Genomic DNA, 17414 nt, shown 5'->3' with positions numbered 1-17414 from the left:
TTGAATCGCTCCCCGTCAAGTAGACAATCAAAAAAATAAATTTTCTGCCATCAGTTTTCTGATGGCAGTTTTTTATGCCACCATCAAATAATTATTATGTTTCTCCATAGGTGTAAGAACACCTAGATTCCTCTGCAAGCGCCGATTATTATAGTATTCAATGTATTCCTCAATCATCGACACCAATGAATCTTTATCCTTAAATCTTTTTCCATAATACCGCTCTCGCTTGAGTATTCCCCAAAAGCCTTCCATGGGACCATTGTCGATGCATTTTGCTACTCTTGACATGCTCTGAGTCATTCCTGCAGCTTCTAATTTTGCGTGGAACAGTCTGTTTGTATATTGAAATCCTCTATCACTGTGGCACAGTGGTGTTGCACCAGGATTTGCAGCTATAGCAGCATCAAATGTATCAAATACCAGTGGGTTATTGTTCGAATCACCTATCACATAAGATACAATTCTACGATCATATAAATCGAGGATAGCACTCAAATATACCTTGTGAACTTCCTGAGCCACATAGTATTTAAATTCAGTAACATCTGTCAGCCACTTCTGGTTAGGGGCATCCGCCGAAAATTCTCTATTTAAGATGTTCTCGGCAATGAATTGAGGATTAGCTGCCTGCCTTGTGCATCCGTTGTTGGCATATTTTATAGTGGATTTAATTCCCTTTTTACGGCAAATCCTAAGGACACGTTTGTCATTTACCTTTATATCATGGTATCGTTCAAGTTCATCTCTAATACGTCTATAACCTTTATCCGGGCTCTCAGTATGTATTTTTTCTATTTCATCAGCTATACGTTTGTTTTCAGCCTCATAATTCGGAAGCTCCCTATGCAACCATTTATAGTATGCAGCCCGGCTAACATTTCCAATCTTGCAGAGAGCAGAAATTGGATAGCAATGCTCATCGTGCTCTGTCTTGATTGCGAGATAAACCTGTTCGTGACGTATAAGGCTCAGTCCCACCCCCTCTCTATTGCATCGAGTTTTTTTAAGAAAGACGCCTCCATTTCAGCGCGTTCCTTTTCGGCACGAAGAATCTTATTTTCAGCGCGAAGTCTATCCAATTCTGTCATTTCTTCTTTAGCCTTGGTTCTTCCACGTCTGTCTTTAAGAGCCTCAATTCCATTGGCCTTATATTTTACCGTGTAGCTTCGCGCTTGCTGATATGATACATTGAACTTTTCAGCAGTTTCTGCATAATTGCAATCATGAGAAATGCAATACTGAACAATTTCTACACGCTCATCAAATGTTGTTTTTCTCCCCTTGGTCATGATGGTTGCTCCTCCTGTTCCGGAAGTTTTTAGCTCCTCATGACCATTATATTTCTTTATCCAGTCTTGTAACTTACTTTTTGCTCTAATGCCATATTTCTGACATATAGATAGCAATGAGTCATTTCCATTTAGATACTCCAGAACTGCTTTCTCTTTCAGTTCTTTTGGATATCTTTTGTAGCATCTTTGAGTAAACGCAGATGAATTATCACTTTGGTAAATGGCAATCCATTGTTGGACAGATATGGGTGCAACTCCAAGACGTGCAGCTGCATGTCGCTGTGTTTCTTTTCCATTAAGAATACCTTCTACTGTCCTGATTTTTTCATCTGGCTCTATCTTATATTTGGACATAAAAATGCTCCCTCCTAAGTAATACAAGATTTTTATTATTTCTCTTGTCTACCTAGAAGGGAGCATATCAGATGATTTAATCATCTAATGCGACAGCCCCTTTTATTTTGCTCAGGTCATTTTCTGTTATGAAACGCAGCAAGTGCGTCAATTAGAGGCTTCTTTTTGGATCTGCTGACACACAGATCATTTCCGGCTACCGTTACCGTTCCGGCACTTACTCCCTCTACATAGGCGAGATTGACCAGACACGACTTGTCACAGGCAAAGAATTTGGGATCGCCCAGATCCTCTTCCGCCTGTTTTAGCGACCCCCTCACCCGGTAAACATCCTTTACAGTGTGATAATATACATCATGTTTGTTTACTTCCACATAAATAATATCATCCAGTTCAACTGTAATAGTGGCGCTTTCGGTTCGGATCATAAGCATAGGCCTGGTACTCTCGGGAACAAATTTCAGAGCTCTTGCAAGTTTCTGACTGAACCTTTCATACTTAAGCGGCTTTACTATAAAATCCGTAGCAGCAACTTCGTAGCCTTTAAGAGCATACTGGGCAAGATTTGTGACAAACAAAAGAACCACTCTCTCGTCCAGATCTCTTAGCTTCCTGGCCGCAGTCAGCCCATTCATCCCCGGCATATCAATATCCATCATCACTATGTCATATTCAGGTTTATAATTTGTCAAAAACAATTCAGGAAAAGCAAAATCGCTGACAATAAACTGTTCCTTAGATGCCTGCTCATATTTCTTCAGATATTCCTTAATTGTGCTTCTGATATTCTCATCGTCATCAATGATAGCTACTTTTTTCATTGTCTTTCCTCTTTGCCTTCCATGGGAATCAGTATATTCAGATAAAAGACATTATCCTCAGCTCTGGTATTCAGGCTCCCGCCGTATTTTTCGGCTATCATTTTTATACTGGAAACCCCATATCCGTGGTTAAACTCATCACCTGTGGTAGTTTTGGGAAGGCCGTCTTTAAACTGGAGACTTCCTTTAAATGCGTTTTCAGTCTGGATCAAAAGAAACTGATTTTCCTGATGTATTCGAATATATATTGATCTTTTTGAATGATCCTCAAGGATTCTGACCGCATTTATTGCATTGTCTATGATATTCCCAAACATGACATAAAGATCAGTGACATCTATAAATGAGAGCTTGTCCCCATCCACCATGCACACAAAGTCAATATCATGCTTTTTACAGTAGCTGTTCTTTTCCGTAAATATGATATCCAGGGTGTCATTCCCTGTATGAATCGCACTATCAAAGCTCTCCACCAGTTCCATAGCCTCTGAAATATGCTTCTGGTTATCCTCTCCTTTTGAAAGAGCCGAAAGCTGATATTTAAGGTCATGACATTTGCGGTTTATCGCGTCCACAGTGGACTTTGACATTTTATACTGTCTTTCTTTATCGCTGATCAGCTTTCGTGCAATTTCAAGTTCATTATCCCGTCGGTCTATATGAGTGATATCAAACTGAACAAACACACAAAGTACACAGGCGATAAAATTCCATATTGTCTCAGCCAGCGCGTACCTTGTATAGCTGTGATGCATTATGTCGTCGTAGAGCATGCCCAGAGTCCAGGGCTGATTCATCAGAACAACTAAGATTCCAAAGGCTACAACTCTGATTGTTGCATTTTTGCGAAGCTGTGGAATACCAAAGCCTCTTCCTCCGAGGCAATGAAACCCCAAAAAAACAACTGCGTCGCATACAAGAATAAGTACATACCATAGAGCACTGACTTGGCCATTGACATCATGTGCCAGATAATGTGGTGAAAAATACGATATCAGCGTATTAAGAAGACTTGATATCCGTTGGATAATATAACCTGCACTGACTATATACAGCACCTGAAGAATGTTGGTAACATAACACCAATACACATAAAGAAATGACACAAGCACTATCGGAATGTGAATAACAAGGATAGATGGCTGATAAAACGCTAAAATAACAGTATATATAAGGGTGAATGCAGCGCATTTACAGGCGCCAGAAAAGAAATCTCTTCGTCTTTCAAGTCTGGCGCAGATCATCGTGGTAATGACAGCCATTTCCGATGCATATATAAACATGATAATGGAAAGTTGTAAGTTCATAATTGTCCTCTAAAAAATTTTACCGCAAACGGCTAACCGGTACAATACCGGTTAGCCGCACGTCATTTCAGTATGCATTCTTGAATCAACAATTCAAGAATGCATCAACCAAGCCAATTTAAATCGACTTCGTCGATGAGGCTTGGTTGACTCTTCACTCATATTCTCACGAAATCCGCAGTATATGCGGATTTCTGGAATTAAGTTCAAGAAGTCATACTTTTTTACTATTCTCAGATTACTGATGCTGAGGGATTGTGCTTACAACAGCGTGTGAGTTTGTATCAACCTGGATTGATGAGAAATCAGGCTGGAAGGAAGGAAGAATGTCAGCATCCTCAGCTGATGTAGCCACAACACCGTTCAGGTTCTGAACAGCACTTGTGGGTGCCTGAAGAGATACAGTCTTAATTCCGTCTGCATCAGCCTTTTCAGCTGTGTACTTTCCTGTATAGAAGGTTTTTGTATAGAAAACGATAGCGCCTGAAACCTGGTTTACAAGGAATGCGTCCTCAAGAGTATATGTTCCGTCACCATTAAGTACCAGTCCGACATGGTTTGTTATAATGCAGTCTCCTTCATAACCGGCTTCAACCCAGTCAACTTCACCTGAGTAGTATTCAGCTGCAGAGCCGCTTCCACATGCAGCAAGTGACATTACCATAACCATTGACAGTAGAATTGCTAAGAACTTTTTCATTTTAAATTTCTCCTTTTGTTTTAATTATTTGTTTTCTATTTTTGTTACCTGTTTGTTTTTCTTCTTCACTCCAAAGATGATCAGAAGTCCTCCGGCAATTGCCAGAAGCGCTGAAAGTGCGCCAACTGCAAACTTCCATGGGGCAATACCGTATGTTACTTTAGTTCCATCAGACATACCGTTCACTGCATTGCTGTTAAGAGTAAGATAAGCGATGTTCTTTACAGCCTGACGCATTACCTGCTGTGTACTTGCGTTGTTTGTATCCTTAAACTTCGAAGGAAGTGTTGAAATGTTAGCAAGGATAAGGTCGTTTCCGTTGGACACAGCCCACTCACAGTTCATGTACTCTGTTCCGTCGTAGTCAGTGATCACGCATCCGGTGAATCCCCACTCTCCGCGAAGCACTTCGTTAAGGAGCTCTGAGCAGCCGCCTGTCCATACACCGCCGAGTCTGTTAAAGCTGGACATAACACCGATGGAACCGCGCATATTCTTGTGCTGTGTATTGCCTTCTTCATCGAGATACTCAAGGTCTATAACAGGCTCTTTTACCGCAATCTCAAAGGCCTTGAGGTTTAGTTCTCTCATTGCCTGCTCGTTGGACCATACTGTAGGACCATTATCATCCCTGTGAGTCTCCACATCGTTGAGTGCAAAGTGCTTGACGTAGCAAGCAAATCCTTTCTGCGTTGCCCCCTGTATTGTTCCCGCACAGGTCTTTCCTGAAACAAGCGGATCCTCTGAATAGTACTCAAAGTTACGTCCGCCGAAGGCTGTTCTGTGAAGGTCATTTCCCGGTGCATACCACCCTGACACTTTACCAAGAATAGCTTCATTACCTACTGCGTTTCCATATTCTCTTGCAAGATCAACGTTCCATGTTGCAGCAACCAGTGTTCCACAGCAGTTGAAGTTTCCGGAAGCAGAGAATCCGATTCCTCCATACTGCTTAAGTCCTGCAGGTCCGTCTGTGGCACTGCTCTTTGGCAGTCCAATGGATCCAAGAGGAACGGTTCCCTGGTTTCCAGCGCAGATCAGATTGTTCATATCCTTGACACTAAGCTGATCAAGGAGTTCATCCCATCTGGGATCATCGTATGCAGCTCCTCTCAAAGCTATCAGCTGCAACCCATTGTTTGCACCGGTTTTAGGGGCTGTATCTGCTTCATCATAGTAATCAGGCTCGTAAGTACCCATTTCTTTTACCAGCTCATCCGAAGCCGTAAGATCTTCTACCGTAGGAGCTGTCGGGAAGGTTCCTTTAAAATCCTTTCGACTGAGAATTGTCGCTTTTCCTTCCTCAAAGTGGTCGTTCATCCAGCCAAAACGCGTAACAGCTGCTTCAACTTTATGGTTCTGCTTCCACTCATCAGAATAGTTTACATATTCTCCGGTCTGTGCTTCTATCTCCGTCTTTCTTGGGTTTGACTGGTCATAAACGATCTGTTCCGGAACGTTTAAAGCCCATTCACAGTTATCTCCGTAAATCTCATGTGCATTCTTTCTTACTGAAATAATGTAATTACCTTTATCAAGCACATAGCATCCTGCATTTTTGTAGTCGAATGATGCCATATCTTCTTCATTAAAGGACACCTGATAGTCTTTTGTCTCACCTGCATTTAAGAGGTCTGTCTTAACATATCCTGCAAGTACAACTTCCGCTTTTTCAACAACACCGTCATATGGTGCATGGAAGTATACCTGGACAACATCTTTACCGGGAACAGATCCTGTATTCTTTACAGAAACAGTTACGGTAATCTCACCGTCCTCTTCCTGAACATCCTTGATCTGCTGCTCAAATGTTGTGTAGCTGAGCCCGTAGCCAAAAGGATAAACAACTGCTTCGTCATAATCTATGAAGTTATCAACAGCTGCAGTCTCATAATAACGGTATCCAACATAGATGCCTTCCTCATACTCAACTGTGAATCCCTCATCAAGATTGCTGTAAGCCTTTGTCGTCGTATTTGGAAATGTTGGATCTTTGGTGAGATCTCTGGGCCATGTATCAACAGTATGACCTGAAGGATTAATCTGTCCTGCAAGTATTTCAGCCAGTGCGACTGTTCCTCGTGAACCTGGATAAGCGAGCCATACTATCGCATCCACATTCTCATCATCGTTAAGTTCTCCAAGCTCCATTACGTTTGAGCTGTTCACTACAACAACGACATTTTCAAAGTTCTCTTCAACGTGCTTTAAGAGTTCTTTTTCCTCATAAGTCATCTCCAGCTGATGCTGACCGTTCTCATAATTTTGGGTCTCTGCCACGTCTTTTGACATCGCAGTCTCCCCTGATGAAATAGAACCTTTGAGGTCAGTTGCAAAATCAAAGCCCTCACCGCCCTGTCGTCCGATGACAACAATAGCTGCATCACTGTACTTTCCGTAGGACCCTGTAACACTTGTTGTATAGTAGCTCATTGGAAATTCTCCAATGTAATAAGTTGTTGCATCCAACTTATCCATGGCGTTATAGCCCTTTTCAACCTTATCAAGGTTATCAGCGTAAAGCTTTGTCAGCGTGTCGTTGACCATAAAGCCCTGATCGCCAAGCGCCTGTGCCATGGGTGTGCACTGTCCTTCATCTCCGGCACCTGATCCTGTTCCGCCCCAGGCCGTATCAACACTGCGTCTTCCGAAAAGCGAAACACTTTCATTTCCCTTAAGCGGAAGAATCCCGTTGTTCTTCATAAGTGTGATACCTTCTTCAGCGATACGCCTTGTCACGTCTTTCGCTATCTCATCAACACCCTCCGGATCTGTTTTATCAGGTGAATAGTACTCTGTATCCCAGTTTTCACTGCCGGGCTTTGTCACAACCTTGGGTTTACCCATACCGACATAAGTATCAAGTACGCCGGCGAAAAAGTTTGCAACTGCCACAACAGCCACTGCAAGTACTAAAAGAACGCTGCCAATGGCAGTCATCACCTTGCCGGAACCGCTCATTCCTTTCTTTTTCATTGCTTCTCTCCTTTGAAATATTATTGATGTAACGTCAGTATAGGTACAGCAAAGAAAGCAGACAACGGATTCGGCACTAACGGTAATAAAATTGGCATCAACTGCAAACACTCAGCAAAAAAACGCAAGTATCTGCAAATAAAAAACCACCTGCATGACCGGGCAGATGGTTTATAAAAAAATGTTATCTATCTTTGGCTTATATATTCCGAAAGCCACATTCAGTTTAACTGCATCGTCATTCGGTCATCAACAGGACAGGCATGATATGTCAATAATCCGTCATCAACTGTCAAAAGGCTATGAGTCAAACCTTTTCCTCCCATTAAACAAAATGTGAATGAATTGTAACTGAATGCTAATCTTTTCATTAAAAAATCTCCCGACACTCCTATAGTGCCGGGAGACTAGGTTAAAACTTATACTATCAGCCTTCTATGGCTATCAGATTCTTTTCCGGGATCTTCTTTTCCAGGGCTTTCTTTGGAATTGTAAGTGTGAGAACGCCGTGCCTGTAGGTTGCCTCGATATCGTCCTTCTCTACATTGTCTCCAATGTAGAAGCTCCTTGTCATGGATCCTGCATATCTCTCCTGACGAATGAGTTTACCTTTCTTATTGTTCTCGTCCTTATCAAGGCCTTTTGCTGCGCTGATGGTAAGATAACCGTTATCAAGTTCTACTGTTATCTCTTCCTTCTTGAAGCCCGGCAGGTCTACTGATACTTCGTAGTTATCATCCTTTTCCCTGATATCGGTCTTCATCATCCTGCTTGCTTTTCTTCCATAGAGCTTTCTCTCCATGTCGTCAAATTCCTTCATTGGGAATCCAAACAGATCGTCGATAAAATTCTCTTCAAAAATACTAGGTGCTAACATAATACATACCTCCTTTGCATCAAAAACATTATCTATGTTAATGAGCAATGGGACGGAGGGTTTAGATCTTAGGAAAGTTAAGTCCTAACGGTCTTCTCTGTTCCTTTGTTCTACGAACACTATAACACAGCAATTAGCACTCGTCAACCGAGAGTGCTAATTTGGATAAAATAGTATTGTATAAAGTAATACATTTTTGTCATATCAGAGTAAAAACAAGAGCTGTTACAAGGCTTCCCAATATTATCATTACGCACTGTCTTGTCTGCTGTTTTCTGTTATATCCAAAATTCTGCCATAGCATATCGTGCTAAATGCTATCATAAATCTTTCCCAGTTATTTAACACACATTTTAGAATATATAGTGTATATTCTAATTATAGATACAAAATGTTGTAGTTTGATAGGCTGTACAAGGAGGTAGCCTATGAATATTGATGTTTTGTCACTTAGAACAAACATGAACGCAGCTGTTAACACCATCGAGCCTTCCACTAAGGATATGACGAGGAGATATACAGGCAGTTCCATCCTCGCTTCAATCTCATTTTCAGATATGCTTGAGAATGCCCTTAGAAATGAACTCTTAAAAGAAAGCTGATTGATCAACCGCCCTTAAGAGGGCACGGAGGAAATATCATTGCAGAGCGAGACTTATATACCAAGATCTTTTGGAAAGCCTGTTCCCAGAACCTATGATGCACTTCTCATAAATGGACACTACAAAGACCCCAGAGCCGTAAATGAACGGATTAAGAGCATCGTGTCAGCTTCACTAATCGTACTTTCAATAGCCCTTCCGGTGCTGTTGATCCATTAAATGGATTTTGAGTATTAAAAGATATATTCATAGCCGCCTCTTAAGGCTTTACACCTTATCCTTTAAAATCAACCCTTGTTCCAACGTTTCTCTCTGCATCCGTCACCACCCTTGAAGCTGCATTGTTATAGGAATAAGTCTGAACCTTTGACAAAAGATCGTCCAAAGAATTCGCTTCAATGATGTCATATAAAAGTTCTTAACCCCATTTTTTAATTTCGTGCTTTTCATATTAAAGCATCACAAAAGTACATAACAAAATGCCACAAAAAAACACAAATCTTCATAGTAGTCCCAGTATACCTTATACGACCGGTGCATAATCACAACTGTTTATGATCTCTGTCGCAGACTGATAGTCTACCGGCTTACTGTAATAATACCCCTGCGCCAGATTACAGCCCAGTTCCACAAGCTTTTTACCCTGCTCCTTCGTCTCAACGCCTTCTGCGATGATCTCCATCTTTAGTCTTTGTGCAATAGTTATTATGCTTTCAACAAGAATCGCAGTTTTATCATCTGATATTATCATATCTGTAAAAGACTTATCGATCTTTATTACATCTGCATCGATGTTATGGAGAAGTGACAGGGATGAATATCCGGTACCAAAGTCATCGATGGATATAAACAGCCCATTTTCTTTGAGAGTCTTTACAAATGTAATGAGTCTCTCATACTCAACATCCTTTGTGCTCTCTGTTATCTCTATTTCCACATCGTCAGTAGATAGACCATTTTCCTCTATTACCTTTAATATCTTGCTTTCTATCTTTGGTACAAAGAGGTCTTTTTTGGAAAAGTTACTTGAAATCCTTGGTGGAGTAAGTCCCATTTCTTTCCATCTTTTTATCGATTTGCAGGTTTCATCAAATATGGCAAGATCAAGCTTCGGTATAAGCCCCTCTCTGTCCAATATCGGAATAAACTGATCAGGGTATATGTAATGGTCCTCATGGAACCACCTGCACAGCGCTTCAAAACCAACAAGTTTGCCCGTTTTCATGTCAACCTTAGGCTGGAAAAAAGGCGTGAACTCATGGTTCTTTACTGCAGTCGGAAATATTCCTATAATGTCCCTTCCTTGCATCACCATATTTTTCAGCTCTTCGCCATAATAAACAACGTCCTGCTTTAATCTGCTCTTTCCAAGCCCACAGGCTACATTTGCATCGTTAAGGCGTTCAAGGAAAGTCTTGTTCTCATCTTCTGAGAGCATGGATATCCCGACCCATGCCACAACGTCAAAGCGATTATTTGGAGCATTTTTAAGCTTTGATATGGTGACTGTACTTATCTTCTTTAAAAAGTTCTTTAGATTCTCATTGTGCAGGTATACTACAAAATTATCCCCGCCCATGCGTCCGGCACATTCATCATCTTCTGTAAACTTAAGCAGTTTCCTTGAATACTGTATTATGGCTTCATCTCCTGCCTGTGCACCGCATATCTCATTAATGTATCTGAAGTTTCTGAGGTTGATCCTTAGAACGGCATAATCTTGTGGCATGGAATGCTGTAGCACCGTATAATATTTTCTTTGTACCATTGCAATATTAGGGATTCCTGTAAGAACATCAGATGTCTCAGCATAGTCAAGCATCTTTCTCATGTTCTGTCTGCTTATGATTATGTAGATAACATTTGCCATAAACGCACACAGTTCCTGGTCAATGTCATCTTCTTTTACAGCTTTTTCGAATTCTATGTAGGCATGGACATACTCATTTCCATCATAGTAGAAGTTGTAACACTTTTTTAAGCCTCCCGGCATGCCGGAATCATAAAGAACAAGCTTGTTATCAACTGGTGTTGCTTCAAATACAAGTTTCCCCGTCCTGGGGTTCCGGTATCTGTCATCACCACCAAGATCCATGTCATAATACATTTTCGTGACATGAAGCGCACAACAGAGGTCCTTGTAGGTATCTGCTTTAATATTCTCCAGCGATGCCTCCTGAAAGAGTTTCTCAAGCTTATTTGCCATCAATTCAGCGATTTTCATAATCATAGTCTCCCTAAATGATTTCAAAATCTATTCCTTGAGCATTGCCTCAAATTCTTCTAAAGGCAGAGGCTTTGAAAAGTAAGTTCATATATATAATTATTGCAATTGTTACTCTGCAACCTAAAATGAAGGCAATCTTCTACGTTTATATAGTAACATTTAATATTCAACATAATCTATAAACTTTATGTAAACAAAAAGCACATGTTTATTTGTTTATAAAGCTTTTTGTTGAGTAACAGCGCAATCCAAGTTACAATTAAAATAGAGTGGTATTTCAACAATAATGATTGCGGGTGTATTATCATCACAGATTCAGTCCCATTGCCCTGCACACAGGAGACAATGATATGTTCAATTGGATCAGCCCTTTTAACTACGACTTTGCCATAGCGTCAATACCCATACAGATAATACTTCTATTATTCTATGGCTTTAGAAGAAATCTTCCCATCAGGCAGAGCTTCTTTTTCTGGATTGCCATGAGTTCAAACCTCATCATGACAATTTCTGATATCATTTCCTGCGAAATGAATGAAGTGTGGATGATTTTTCCTCTGTGGGTAATGTATGCAATTAATCATGCATATTTCCTTGGTTTTATCATTAGAGGATGGTCTCTATTCATGTATACAGCAGAATCAACCCATAGTTATAGAGAATCTGATCACATCATTAAGGTTCTCACCGGTCTGCCTGCATTTATTTCCGTTATTCTTATCCTTTCAACTCCATGGACATCTGCTATTTACACCATTGCTGAGGATGGATATCACAACTGCTCTCTTTATAAAACAATCTATTTCAGCACCTATTTTTATATCATCGCATCCCTGTTTCTTGTTATCAGATTCTGGAAACAGCTTTCAAGACGCATGAAAGCAGGACTACTTTCTTTTAACCTGCTACTGTTATTTGGAATAATCATAAGGAAGCATTTCTATCACATGCTTGTCACAAGTTATTTCAGCATCCTTACTATATTGATCATCTTCCTTACATCTGAAAACCCCGATCTATATAGGGACAATCGTACATCATTATTAAATAAGGACGCACTTAACAGGATCGGTAAAGAATTATGGGAAAGAAAGATCCCGTTCAGTCTCATTACAATATCTATCAACAACTATGAGGCTTCCAAGGTTGTCTACGGAGTCAATCAAATTAATGATGAACTGAAGATTATTGCAGAGTGGCTCATACATAATTACCGTAATAATTACCTGTTTTATATAAGAAACGGCGTATTCATTGTCTTGATAAAAGGTCATCTGGAAAAAGACCCGTCTATGGTAATAAATGAATGGATAGAAAAATATGAACTCCTTAGAAAAACCTGCGACGACATCGTTCCTATTCAGGCTTCAATGATGTTCTTATCCGAGTCTCTGATCAGCGAACATGCTCTGCTGCTGTCTGACCTGGCAAGATATGCTATAAATAGTTCATTTGAGGAAAACCGCAAAGGTAACTACTACTTCTCGGACAAAATGATAGGAGGCGTCAAAAAACACAAAGCAATAGAGAAAGCAATCAAACTTGCCATGTCAGAGAAGAGGTTTGAAGTATATTTTCAGCCCATCTATTCTAATGCAGACGGAAAAGTCACGGGTGCAGAAGCCCTTGCAAGGCTTAATGATCCTGAAATCGGCTTCATTTCTCCTCTTGATTTCATTCAGATTGCTGAAAAGAATGGTGATATCATAGAAATAGGCAAACAGATCTTTGAAAAAGTCTGCATGTTCCTAGAAAACGTAGACGTCAAACAACTTGGCATCGAGTTCATAAATGTCAACCTGTCACCAATACAATGCATGAGCATCAACCTTCCTGGTGACTTGGAAGAAATAGCAAAAAAACACAACGTCCCAATGGATATGTTCGACTTTGAGATCACAGAGTCACTTATAGATGACTATGACATGATACAGGTTACAATTGCCGGATTAAGAGCCATGGGTGCAGAACTGTCTCTTGATGACTTCGGAACAGGTGCAGCTAATCTTACAAGCCTTATAAATCTGCCAATTCACGTGGTAAAAGTTGATATGTCCTTTGTAAGGTCATATTTCGCAGGAAAAGCAGGTTTCTTGCCTGATCTGATAAGTCTTTTCAAACACTCGAGAATGGAAATTGTTGTCGAAGGAATAGAAACTCTGGAGATGAAAGACAAAATGGCAGAACTGGGCTGTGACTATGAGCAGGGATATTATTTCTCAAAGCCAATACCACCTGCTGAATTTGTCGCTTATATGGAGGCACAGGCAGAGCAGGTATGAACAATAAAAAAATGAAAAATTCCTTACAAAAATCACTTATCCGCATCAGTGTAATCATTGTTATATTCATATCAATTTCCGTGGGCACTTTGTGCTTTGATATTTACAGGAGGGATATGATAAACAGATATCAGAACTACGCCGGTGATGCCATCAACTTTCTGAGCAGCTGCATAGATGTTGATGACCTTGAACAGTGTATGCGCACCGGTGTCAAATCCGATAAGTACAATGAGCTTCAGACTCTGGCCAATGATCTCAAGGAAACCCATGATCTGTTTTATATATATATAATTGAGCCGTTAAGGGCAGATCCTCCGGACAACATGATGGATGTCCTTGCTGCATATACTTTATATGAAAAGACATATGAAGCAGATGAACTTACCGATCTCGGAAACTATAGCGGAGATGCTTATCCAAGGGATGTCGCCCTTGAGTACCTTAAGCGCATGGACACGGATACAACTGTCACTTACTTTAGAAATGATACTGACTTTGGGAAAATATATACCGCAATCCGTCCTCTGATAAATTCAAAAGGAGAGCCCATTGCTGTAATCTGTGGGGATATCCTTATTGATAACATTTATAAAGCAGCCTATACATATGCACTTGCGACATTCATAGTTGCACTTATAGCAGGTCTGCTTCTTGTTTTAGCTCTCAACAGATGGTATAACAAGCGGATAGTCAGACCTATACGGAACCTAGAAAATGCAACCGGCAAAATTGAAGACAAATGCCGAAAGCGCGCTCCTGTATCAGAACTTGTTATGGACGAAATTGACATACATACCCATGATGAGATTGAATCCCTGTCAGGCTCCATCTTCTCCATGGTTGAGGATATAAGGAATTATGCCTCTGACCTGATCGACAAAGATAAAAAGATAAGTGACATGCAGGATAAGAACTCCCAGCTGGAAGCCCTTGCAAACCGTGATTCTCTGACCGGAATACGAAATAAGACCGCATACGACAATGAAATCAAGAGCCTTGAATGGAATCTTAAGCTTGGAAAAACTGAATTTGGAATCGGAGTCGTTGATCTTAATTACCTGAAAATCATCAATGATACTTATGGTCACGAAAAAGGTAATGAAGCCATCAAGAACATTTGTCATATAGTCTGCGTTACATTTGCCCACTCTCCTGTCTTCAGAGTGGGAGGTGACGAATTTGCCATAATTCTAAAGGGTCAGGACCTTGAAAATATTGATTTCCTAATAGATAAGTTCAACCAAGAGCTCTCGGACCTGGCAAACAACAAGGATTTATCTCCCTGGGAAGCTGTGTCAGCTGCGATTGGTTATGCCACATATGACAGTGATAAAGATGCAGGTGCAATAAACGTCTTTAAGCGTGCAGATAACAACATGTATGAAAACAAAAAGAGAATGCATGCCGAAAGAACATAAGAAATAGCGGCCAATCATTTTTTATAGATTGTGCCCCATTTATACAAAAATCCCATTCTGACAATAGAAACATACGACTAATTCAATAAAGCCAGACCTGTTCAGTTTTTGAACATAGGTCTGGCTTTATTCTTACTTACACTGATAATCCTTAGTTTGCTGTTCCAAACTTATCTGCAAGATACAAGAATCCTGAAAATCCATTCTCATCAAGAAGTGACAAGGCGTCAGTTCCTGCAGGGACTATGAAGGATACCCTGTTACCCTTATAATCTCCGTCTAAGAAACTTACTTCAAGGCTTACATCAGTTCTTTGTCCATGTGATCATTACAGGAGAAAGGCCGTTAAAATGTGTGCTGATACCTGAAGAAGTGTTTGTTGTACCAGGCTTCTCTATTTCTCCGGCAGTCTTGCCGTTAGCACTTGTTCCAATCATATGGGCAACGCTAAAACTATATTCATCGCCATTTGTTCCGTCAGGATATGGCAATACTACATCAATGCCCCCTGTAGGGAAGTTCTCAGCAGTTGCTGTAGTCCAGGTTGAACCTCCGTCAGTTGAAACCATCAGTTTAACATCGACAAGTTTCGAACTTTCTTTTTCCTCTTCTGTTTCTATTGAGAGCGCTGTTTCTAAAGCTGTTCCTATACTTTCTACAGATGTATAGCCGCTGCCTTTTAAGTCGTCAGAAATATCACTATCAGATAGTCCTTCAACTTCTACCTTTGTCGCTTTCTCAGGTTCAGGTGTTGGTTCAGGTTCAGGTGCTTCGCTGATCGTATAAGTCGCTGATGCCACAGCACTGTCAGTCATTCCAGCTTTGACTGCGATTGCTTTTATTGTTACAGTCTCGCTTACGGAAATAGCATTGCTATAAGGCGTGCTTGAAGCAATTCCCTTTTCTCTGACAAGTGAAAGTTTATTTTTAATTTACAAAATACTAACGCCATAATCGTCGCTTAATCGTATAAATAAATATATGATAGATATAGGAATATGATTACTTGTCATATTCTGTTATACAAGGAGGAATTTTAACATGTCAAAAGTTGCATTAACCGATCAGGAATTAGGTATGGTAGCCGGAGGTGTAGATTGGACTAAAATTGCAATCAAAGTAGTTGAAAAAGTACTAAAAGAAAGAACTCACAAATAATAAAAGTAAGTTATCTTCGCCCATACTATCCAACATCCTTTAGAATGTATTATTATCTCATTACTTTATCCATGAAATACATTTTATTTCCAGGTTCAAAATGATTTTTGGGTCTGTTATTTTCAAAAATGGCATAGCTTTTTAGCATATTCTTTATGCTATTTCTTGTTATTGCACTTTCCTGTTGGCTTAACTCTTTGGCTACATTTGAAAGTTCTCCGATTTCTTGCTGCATTAGTAACATATTATTTGCCATATTTGTCATAATTTGGAGAATGTCCTCTGGATTTTCTTTCATAAATAAATATAAAAGTTCCTCAGTTATTCGAAGAAGTTTAACATCAGAGAATGCAATGATCGTATATATTGCCGGCTTTTTAGTTAGGATTCCAAATTCACCAAAACAGCTTCCGGGACATAGTATTCCAAGTAGTACTTCATTATCAGTACCATACCCTGTATACATTTCAATATGTCCACTTAAAATTTTGTACATATCAAGATTTCTCTCACCTTCCTGAAGTATTATGGTACCCTCAGGAATATCATATATATGATTTCTTAGCGTTACGCTTTTTTCATATTTACCCATAAACCATTCCTCTCTAACTTTTAATGTTTTATTTAGTTTAATAATCTCCATTGGGGTTCTCTAATAACTGATTGTTTTAGGTATTTGGCTCAGATTCCTCTATTTCTGTATTATCATTAGTTTCTAGCTTGTCAGAATCAGAATCATTGTTTTCTTCATTTTCATAAACAGTAGTATTTTCTGACTGTTTAATTGCATCCTCATCATTAGATGTTTCATCAGTTTCTTCGTTTATAGGTTCGTTCACTTCCTCAATAGTTGGTTCAGTTGGTTCATTCACTTCCTCATTAGTTGGTTCAGTTGGTTCGTTAACTTCCTCATTAGTTGGTTCAGTTGGTTCATTTACTTCTTCATTAATTTCTTCATTTGCTGGTTCGTTTATTTGCTCGTTCGAAGATTCAGTTTCTGGTTCAGGATTTGGATTCTCAGAAGAATTATCAGTATTTTCATCAGCAGGGATAGTAGATTCTTCACGAACTTCTTCTGCTATTGTTTTACTATTCTGAAACTTCGCAGTAAAAAAATAGCGTTTGTACCTTGAAAATTCAATAAAAAATGGCAAAAAAGTACCATCATGCAGCCCTTAGTTGACGCTGCATGGCGGGGGTAAGTGCAGATATGAAGGTATCGATCATAGTTGAGATTTCTTCTTCGTCAAGATCGAATTTTTCAGTCATCATATCTGAGAACATTTTCATAATCAGAGTGAATGCATGGACAAATGTAACATCTGCCATTTCCTCTACAAGATATGTAAACAGTTCTCCAAGGGTTCTTGGATCTTCTGCTTCACGATTCTCAA

General features: G+C 39.8%; 17 protein-coding genes and 1 pseudogene. 4 read left to right on the top strand and 14 right to left on the bottom strand.

Annotated features, from left to right (window positions below):
• Positions 1-72 precede the first annotated feature (72 nt).
• The 8 genes from BM146_RS17820 to BM146_RS17790 all read right to left on the bottom strand — a co-directional run bounded on the left by BM146_RS17820 (position 73) and on the right by BM146_RS17790 (position 8330).
• Entirely contained in the window at positions 73-981 is a 909-nt protein-coding gene (locus tag BM146_RS17820; protein ID WP_143087525.1) for an IS3 family transposase, read from the bottom strand.
• Positions 972-1649: a helix-turn-helix domain-containing protein gene (locus tag BM146_RS17815; protein ID WP_074891528.1), complete on the bottom strand. Its 678-nt coding sequence runs from the start codon at positions 1647-1649 to the stop codon at positions 972-974. The genes BM146_RS17820 and BM146_RS17815 overlap by 10 nt, the downstream gene beginning before the upstream one ends.
• A 116-nt stretch (positions 1650-1765) precedes the next feature.
• Positions 1766-2470, bottom strand: a complete 705-nt coding sequence (locus BM146_RS17810; protein ID WP_074891895.1) for a LytR/AlgR family response regulator transcription factor — start codon at positions 2468-2470, stop codon at positions 1766-1768.
• Positions 2467-3777 carry an ATP-binding protein gene (locus tag BM146_RS17805; protein ID WP_074891893.1) on the bottom strand — a complete coding sequence of 437 codons (1311 nt, stop codon included), beginning with the start codon at positions 3775-3777 and terminating at the stop codon, positions 2467-2469. The genes BM146_RS17810 and BM146_RS17805 overlap by 4 nt, the downstream gene beginning before the upstream one ends.
• A 238-nt stretch (positions 3778-4015) precedes the next feature.
• Positions 4016-4477, bottom strand: a complete 462-nt coding sequence (locus BM146_RS17800) for a hypothetical protein (RefSeq protein WP_074891891.1) — start codon at positions 4475-4477, stop codon at positions 4016-4018.
• A 24-nt stretch (positions 4478-4501) separates the two neighbouring features.
• Positions 4502-7453 (bottom strand): glycoside hydrolase family 3 C-terminal domain-containing protein, encoded by a 2952-nt coding sequence (locus BM146_RS17795; RefSeq protein WP_074891889.1) that lies wholly within the window; start codon positions 7451-7453, stop codon positions 4502-4504.
• 221 nt (positions 7454-7674) lie between these two features.
• Positions 7675-7824, bottom strand: a complete 150-nt coding sequence (locus BM146_RS19705) for a hypothetical protein (RefSeq protein WP_177201734.1) — start codon at positions 7822-7824, stop codon at positions 7675-7677.
• 56 nt (positions 7825-7880) lie between these two features.
• Complete coding sequence (locus BM146_RS17790) at positions 7881-8330, bottom strand: Hsp20/alpha crystallin family protein (protein WP_074891887.1); 450 nt, start codon at positions 8328-8330, stop codon at positions 7881-7883.
• Positions 8331-8758: 428 nt separating this feature from the next.
• On the opposite strand from BM146_RS17790, the gene BM146_RS19700 reads away from it, so the two are divergent.
• Together BM146_RS19700 and BM146_RS17785 are read left to right on the top strand one after the other, a co-directional pair.
• Positions 8759-8932, top strand: coding sequence for a hypothetical protein (locus BM146_RS19700; RefSeq protein WP_177201733.1), 174 nt, complete (start codon positions 8759-8761; stop codon positions 8930-8932).
• A gap of 39 nt (positions 8933-8971) precedes the next feature.
• Positions 8972-9151 carry a hypothetical protein gene (locus BM146_RS17785; RefSeq protein ID WP_074891885.1) on the top strand — a complete coding sequence of 60 codons (180 nt, stop codon included), beginning with the start codon at positions 8972-8974 and terminating at the stop codon, positions 9149-9151.
• 55 nt (positions 9152-9206) lie between these two features.
• Here the strand turns inward: BM146_RS17785 and BM146_RS20095 are convergent, their stop codons facing one another.
• Together BM146_RS20095 and BM146_RS17780 are read right to left on the bottom strand one after the other, a co-directional pair.
• Positions 9207-9332 carry a DUF6033 family protein gene (locus tag BM146_RS20095; protein ID WP_278308528.1) on the bottom strand — a complete coding sequence of 42 codons (126 nt, stop codon included), beginning with the start codon at positions 9330-9332 and terminating at the stop codon, positions 9207-9209.
• Between the two features lie 123 nt (positions 9333-9455).
• The gene (locus tag BM146_RS17780; protein WP_074891883.1) at positions 9456-11156 is read right to left on the bottom strand and encodes a putative bifunctional diguanylate cyclase/phosphodiesterase; all 1701 of its coding nucleotides are present in this window, start codon (positions 11154-11156) and stop codon (positions 9456-9458) included.
• Positions 11157-11509: 353 nt separating this feature from the next.
• On the opposite strand from BM146_RS17780, the gene BM146_RS17775 reads away from it, so the two are divergent.
• The gene (locus tag BM146_RS17775; RefSeq protein ID WP_074891881.1) at positions 11510-13441 is read left to right on the top strand and encodes an EAL domain-containing protein; all 1932 of its coding nucleotides are present in this window, start codon (positions 11510-11512) and stop codon (positions 13439-13441) included.
• Between the two features lie 116 nt (positions 13442-13557).
• Positions 13558-14862 (top strand): GGDEF domain-containing protein, encoded by a 1305-nt coding sequence (locus tag BM146_RS17770; protein ID WP_177201732.1) that lies wholly within the window; start codon positions 13558-13560, stop codon positions 14860-14862.
• Between the two features lie 305 nt (positions 14863-15167).
• Here BM146_RS17770 and BM146_RS19265 read toward each other — a convergent pair whose 3' ends face one another.
• From BM146_RS19265 to BM146_RS19695, 4 genes and pseudogenes are all read right to left on the bottom strand, one after another.
• Positions 15168-15758 carry a chitobiase/beta-hexosaminidase C-terminal domain-containing protein gene (locus BM146_RS19265; protein ID WP_278308527.1) on the bottom strand — a complete coding sequence of 197 codons (591 nt, stop codon included), beginning with the start codon at positions 15756-15758 and terminating at the stop codon, positions 15168-15170.
• A 314-nt stretch (positions 15759-16072) separates the two neighbouring features.
• On the bottom strand, positions 16073-16663 hold the full coding sequence (locus tag BM146_RS17760; protein ID WP_074891877.1) for a Crp/Fnr family transcriptional regulator: 591 nt from the start codon (positions 16661-16663) through the stop codon (positions 16073-16075).
• 25 nt (positions 16664-16688) lie between these two features.
• Complete coding sequence (locus BM146_RS17755; RefSeq protein ID WP_074891876.1) at positions 16689-17174, bottom strand: hypothetical protein; 486 nt, start codon at positions 17172-17174, stop codon at positions 16689-16691.
• 10 nt (positions 17175-17184) lie between these two features.
• Positions 17185-17414 (bottom strand): annotated as a pseudogene (locus BM146_RS19695) (IS4 family transposase); the annotation flags it as partial.

Origin of the sequence: Butyrivibrio proteoclasticus, assembly GCF_900115735.1 — a bacterium.
Classification (GTDB): Bacteria; Bacillota; Clostridia; order Lachnospirales; family Lachnospiraceae; genus Butyrivibrio; species Butyrivibrio proteoclasticus_B.
Note: the sequence above shows the minus strand (reverse complement) of the source record. Positions and strands in the feature narration are given on the sequence as shown.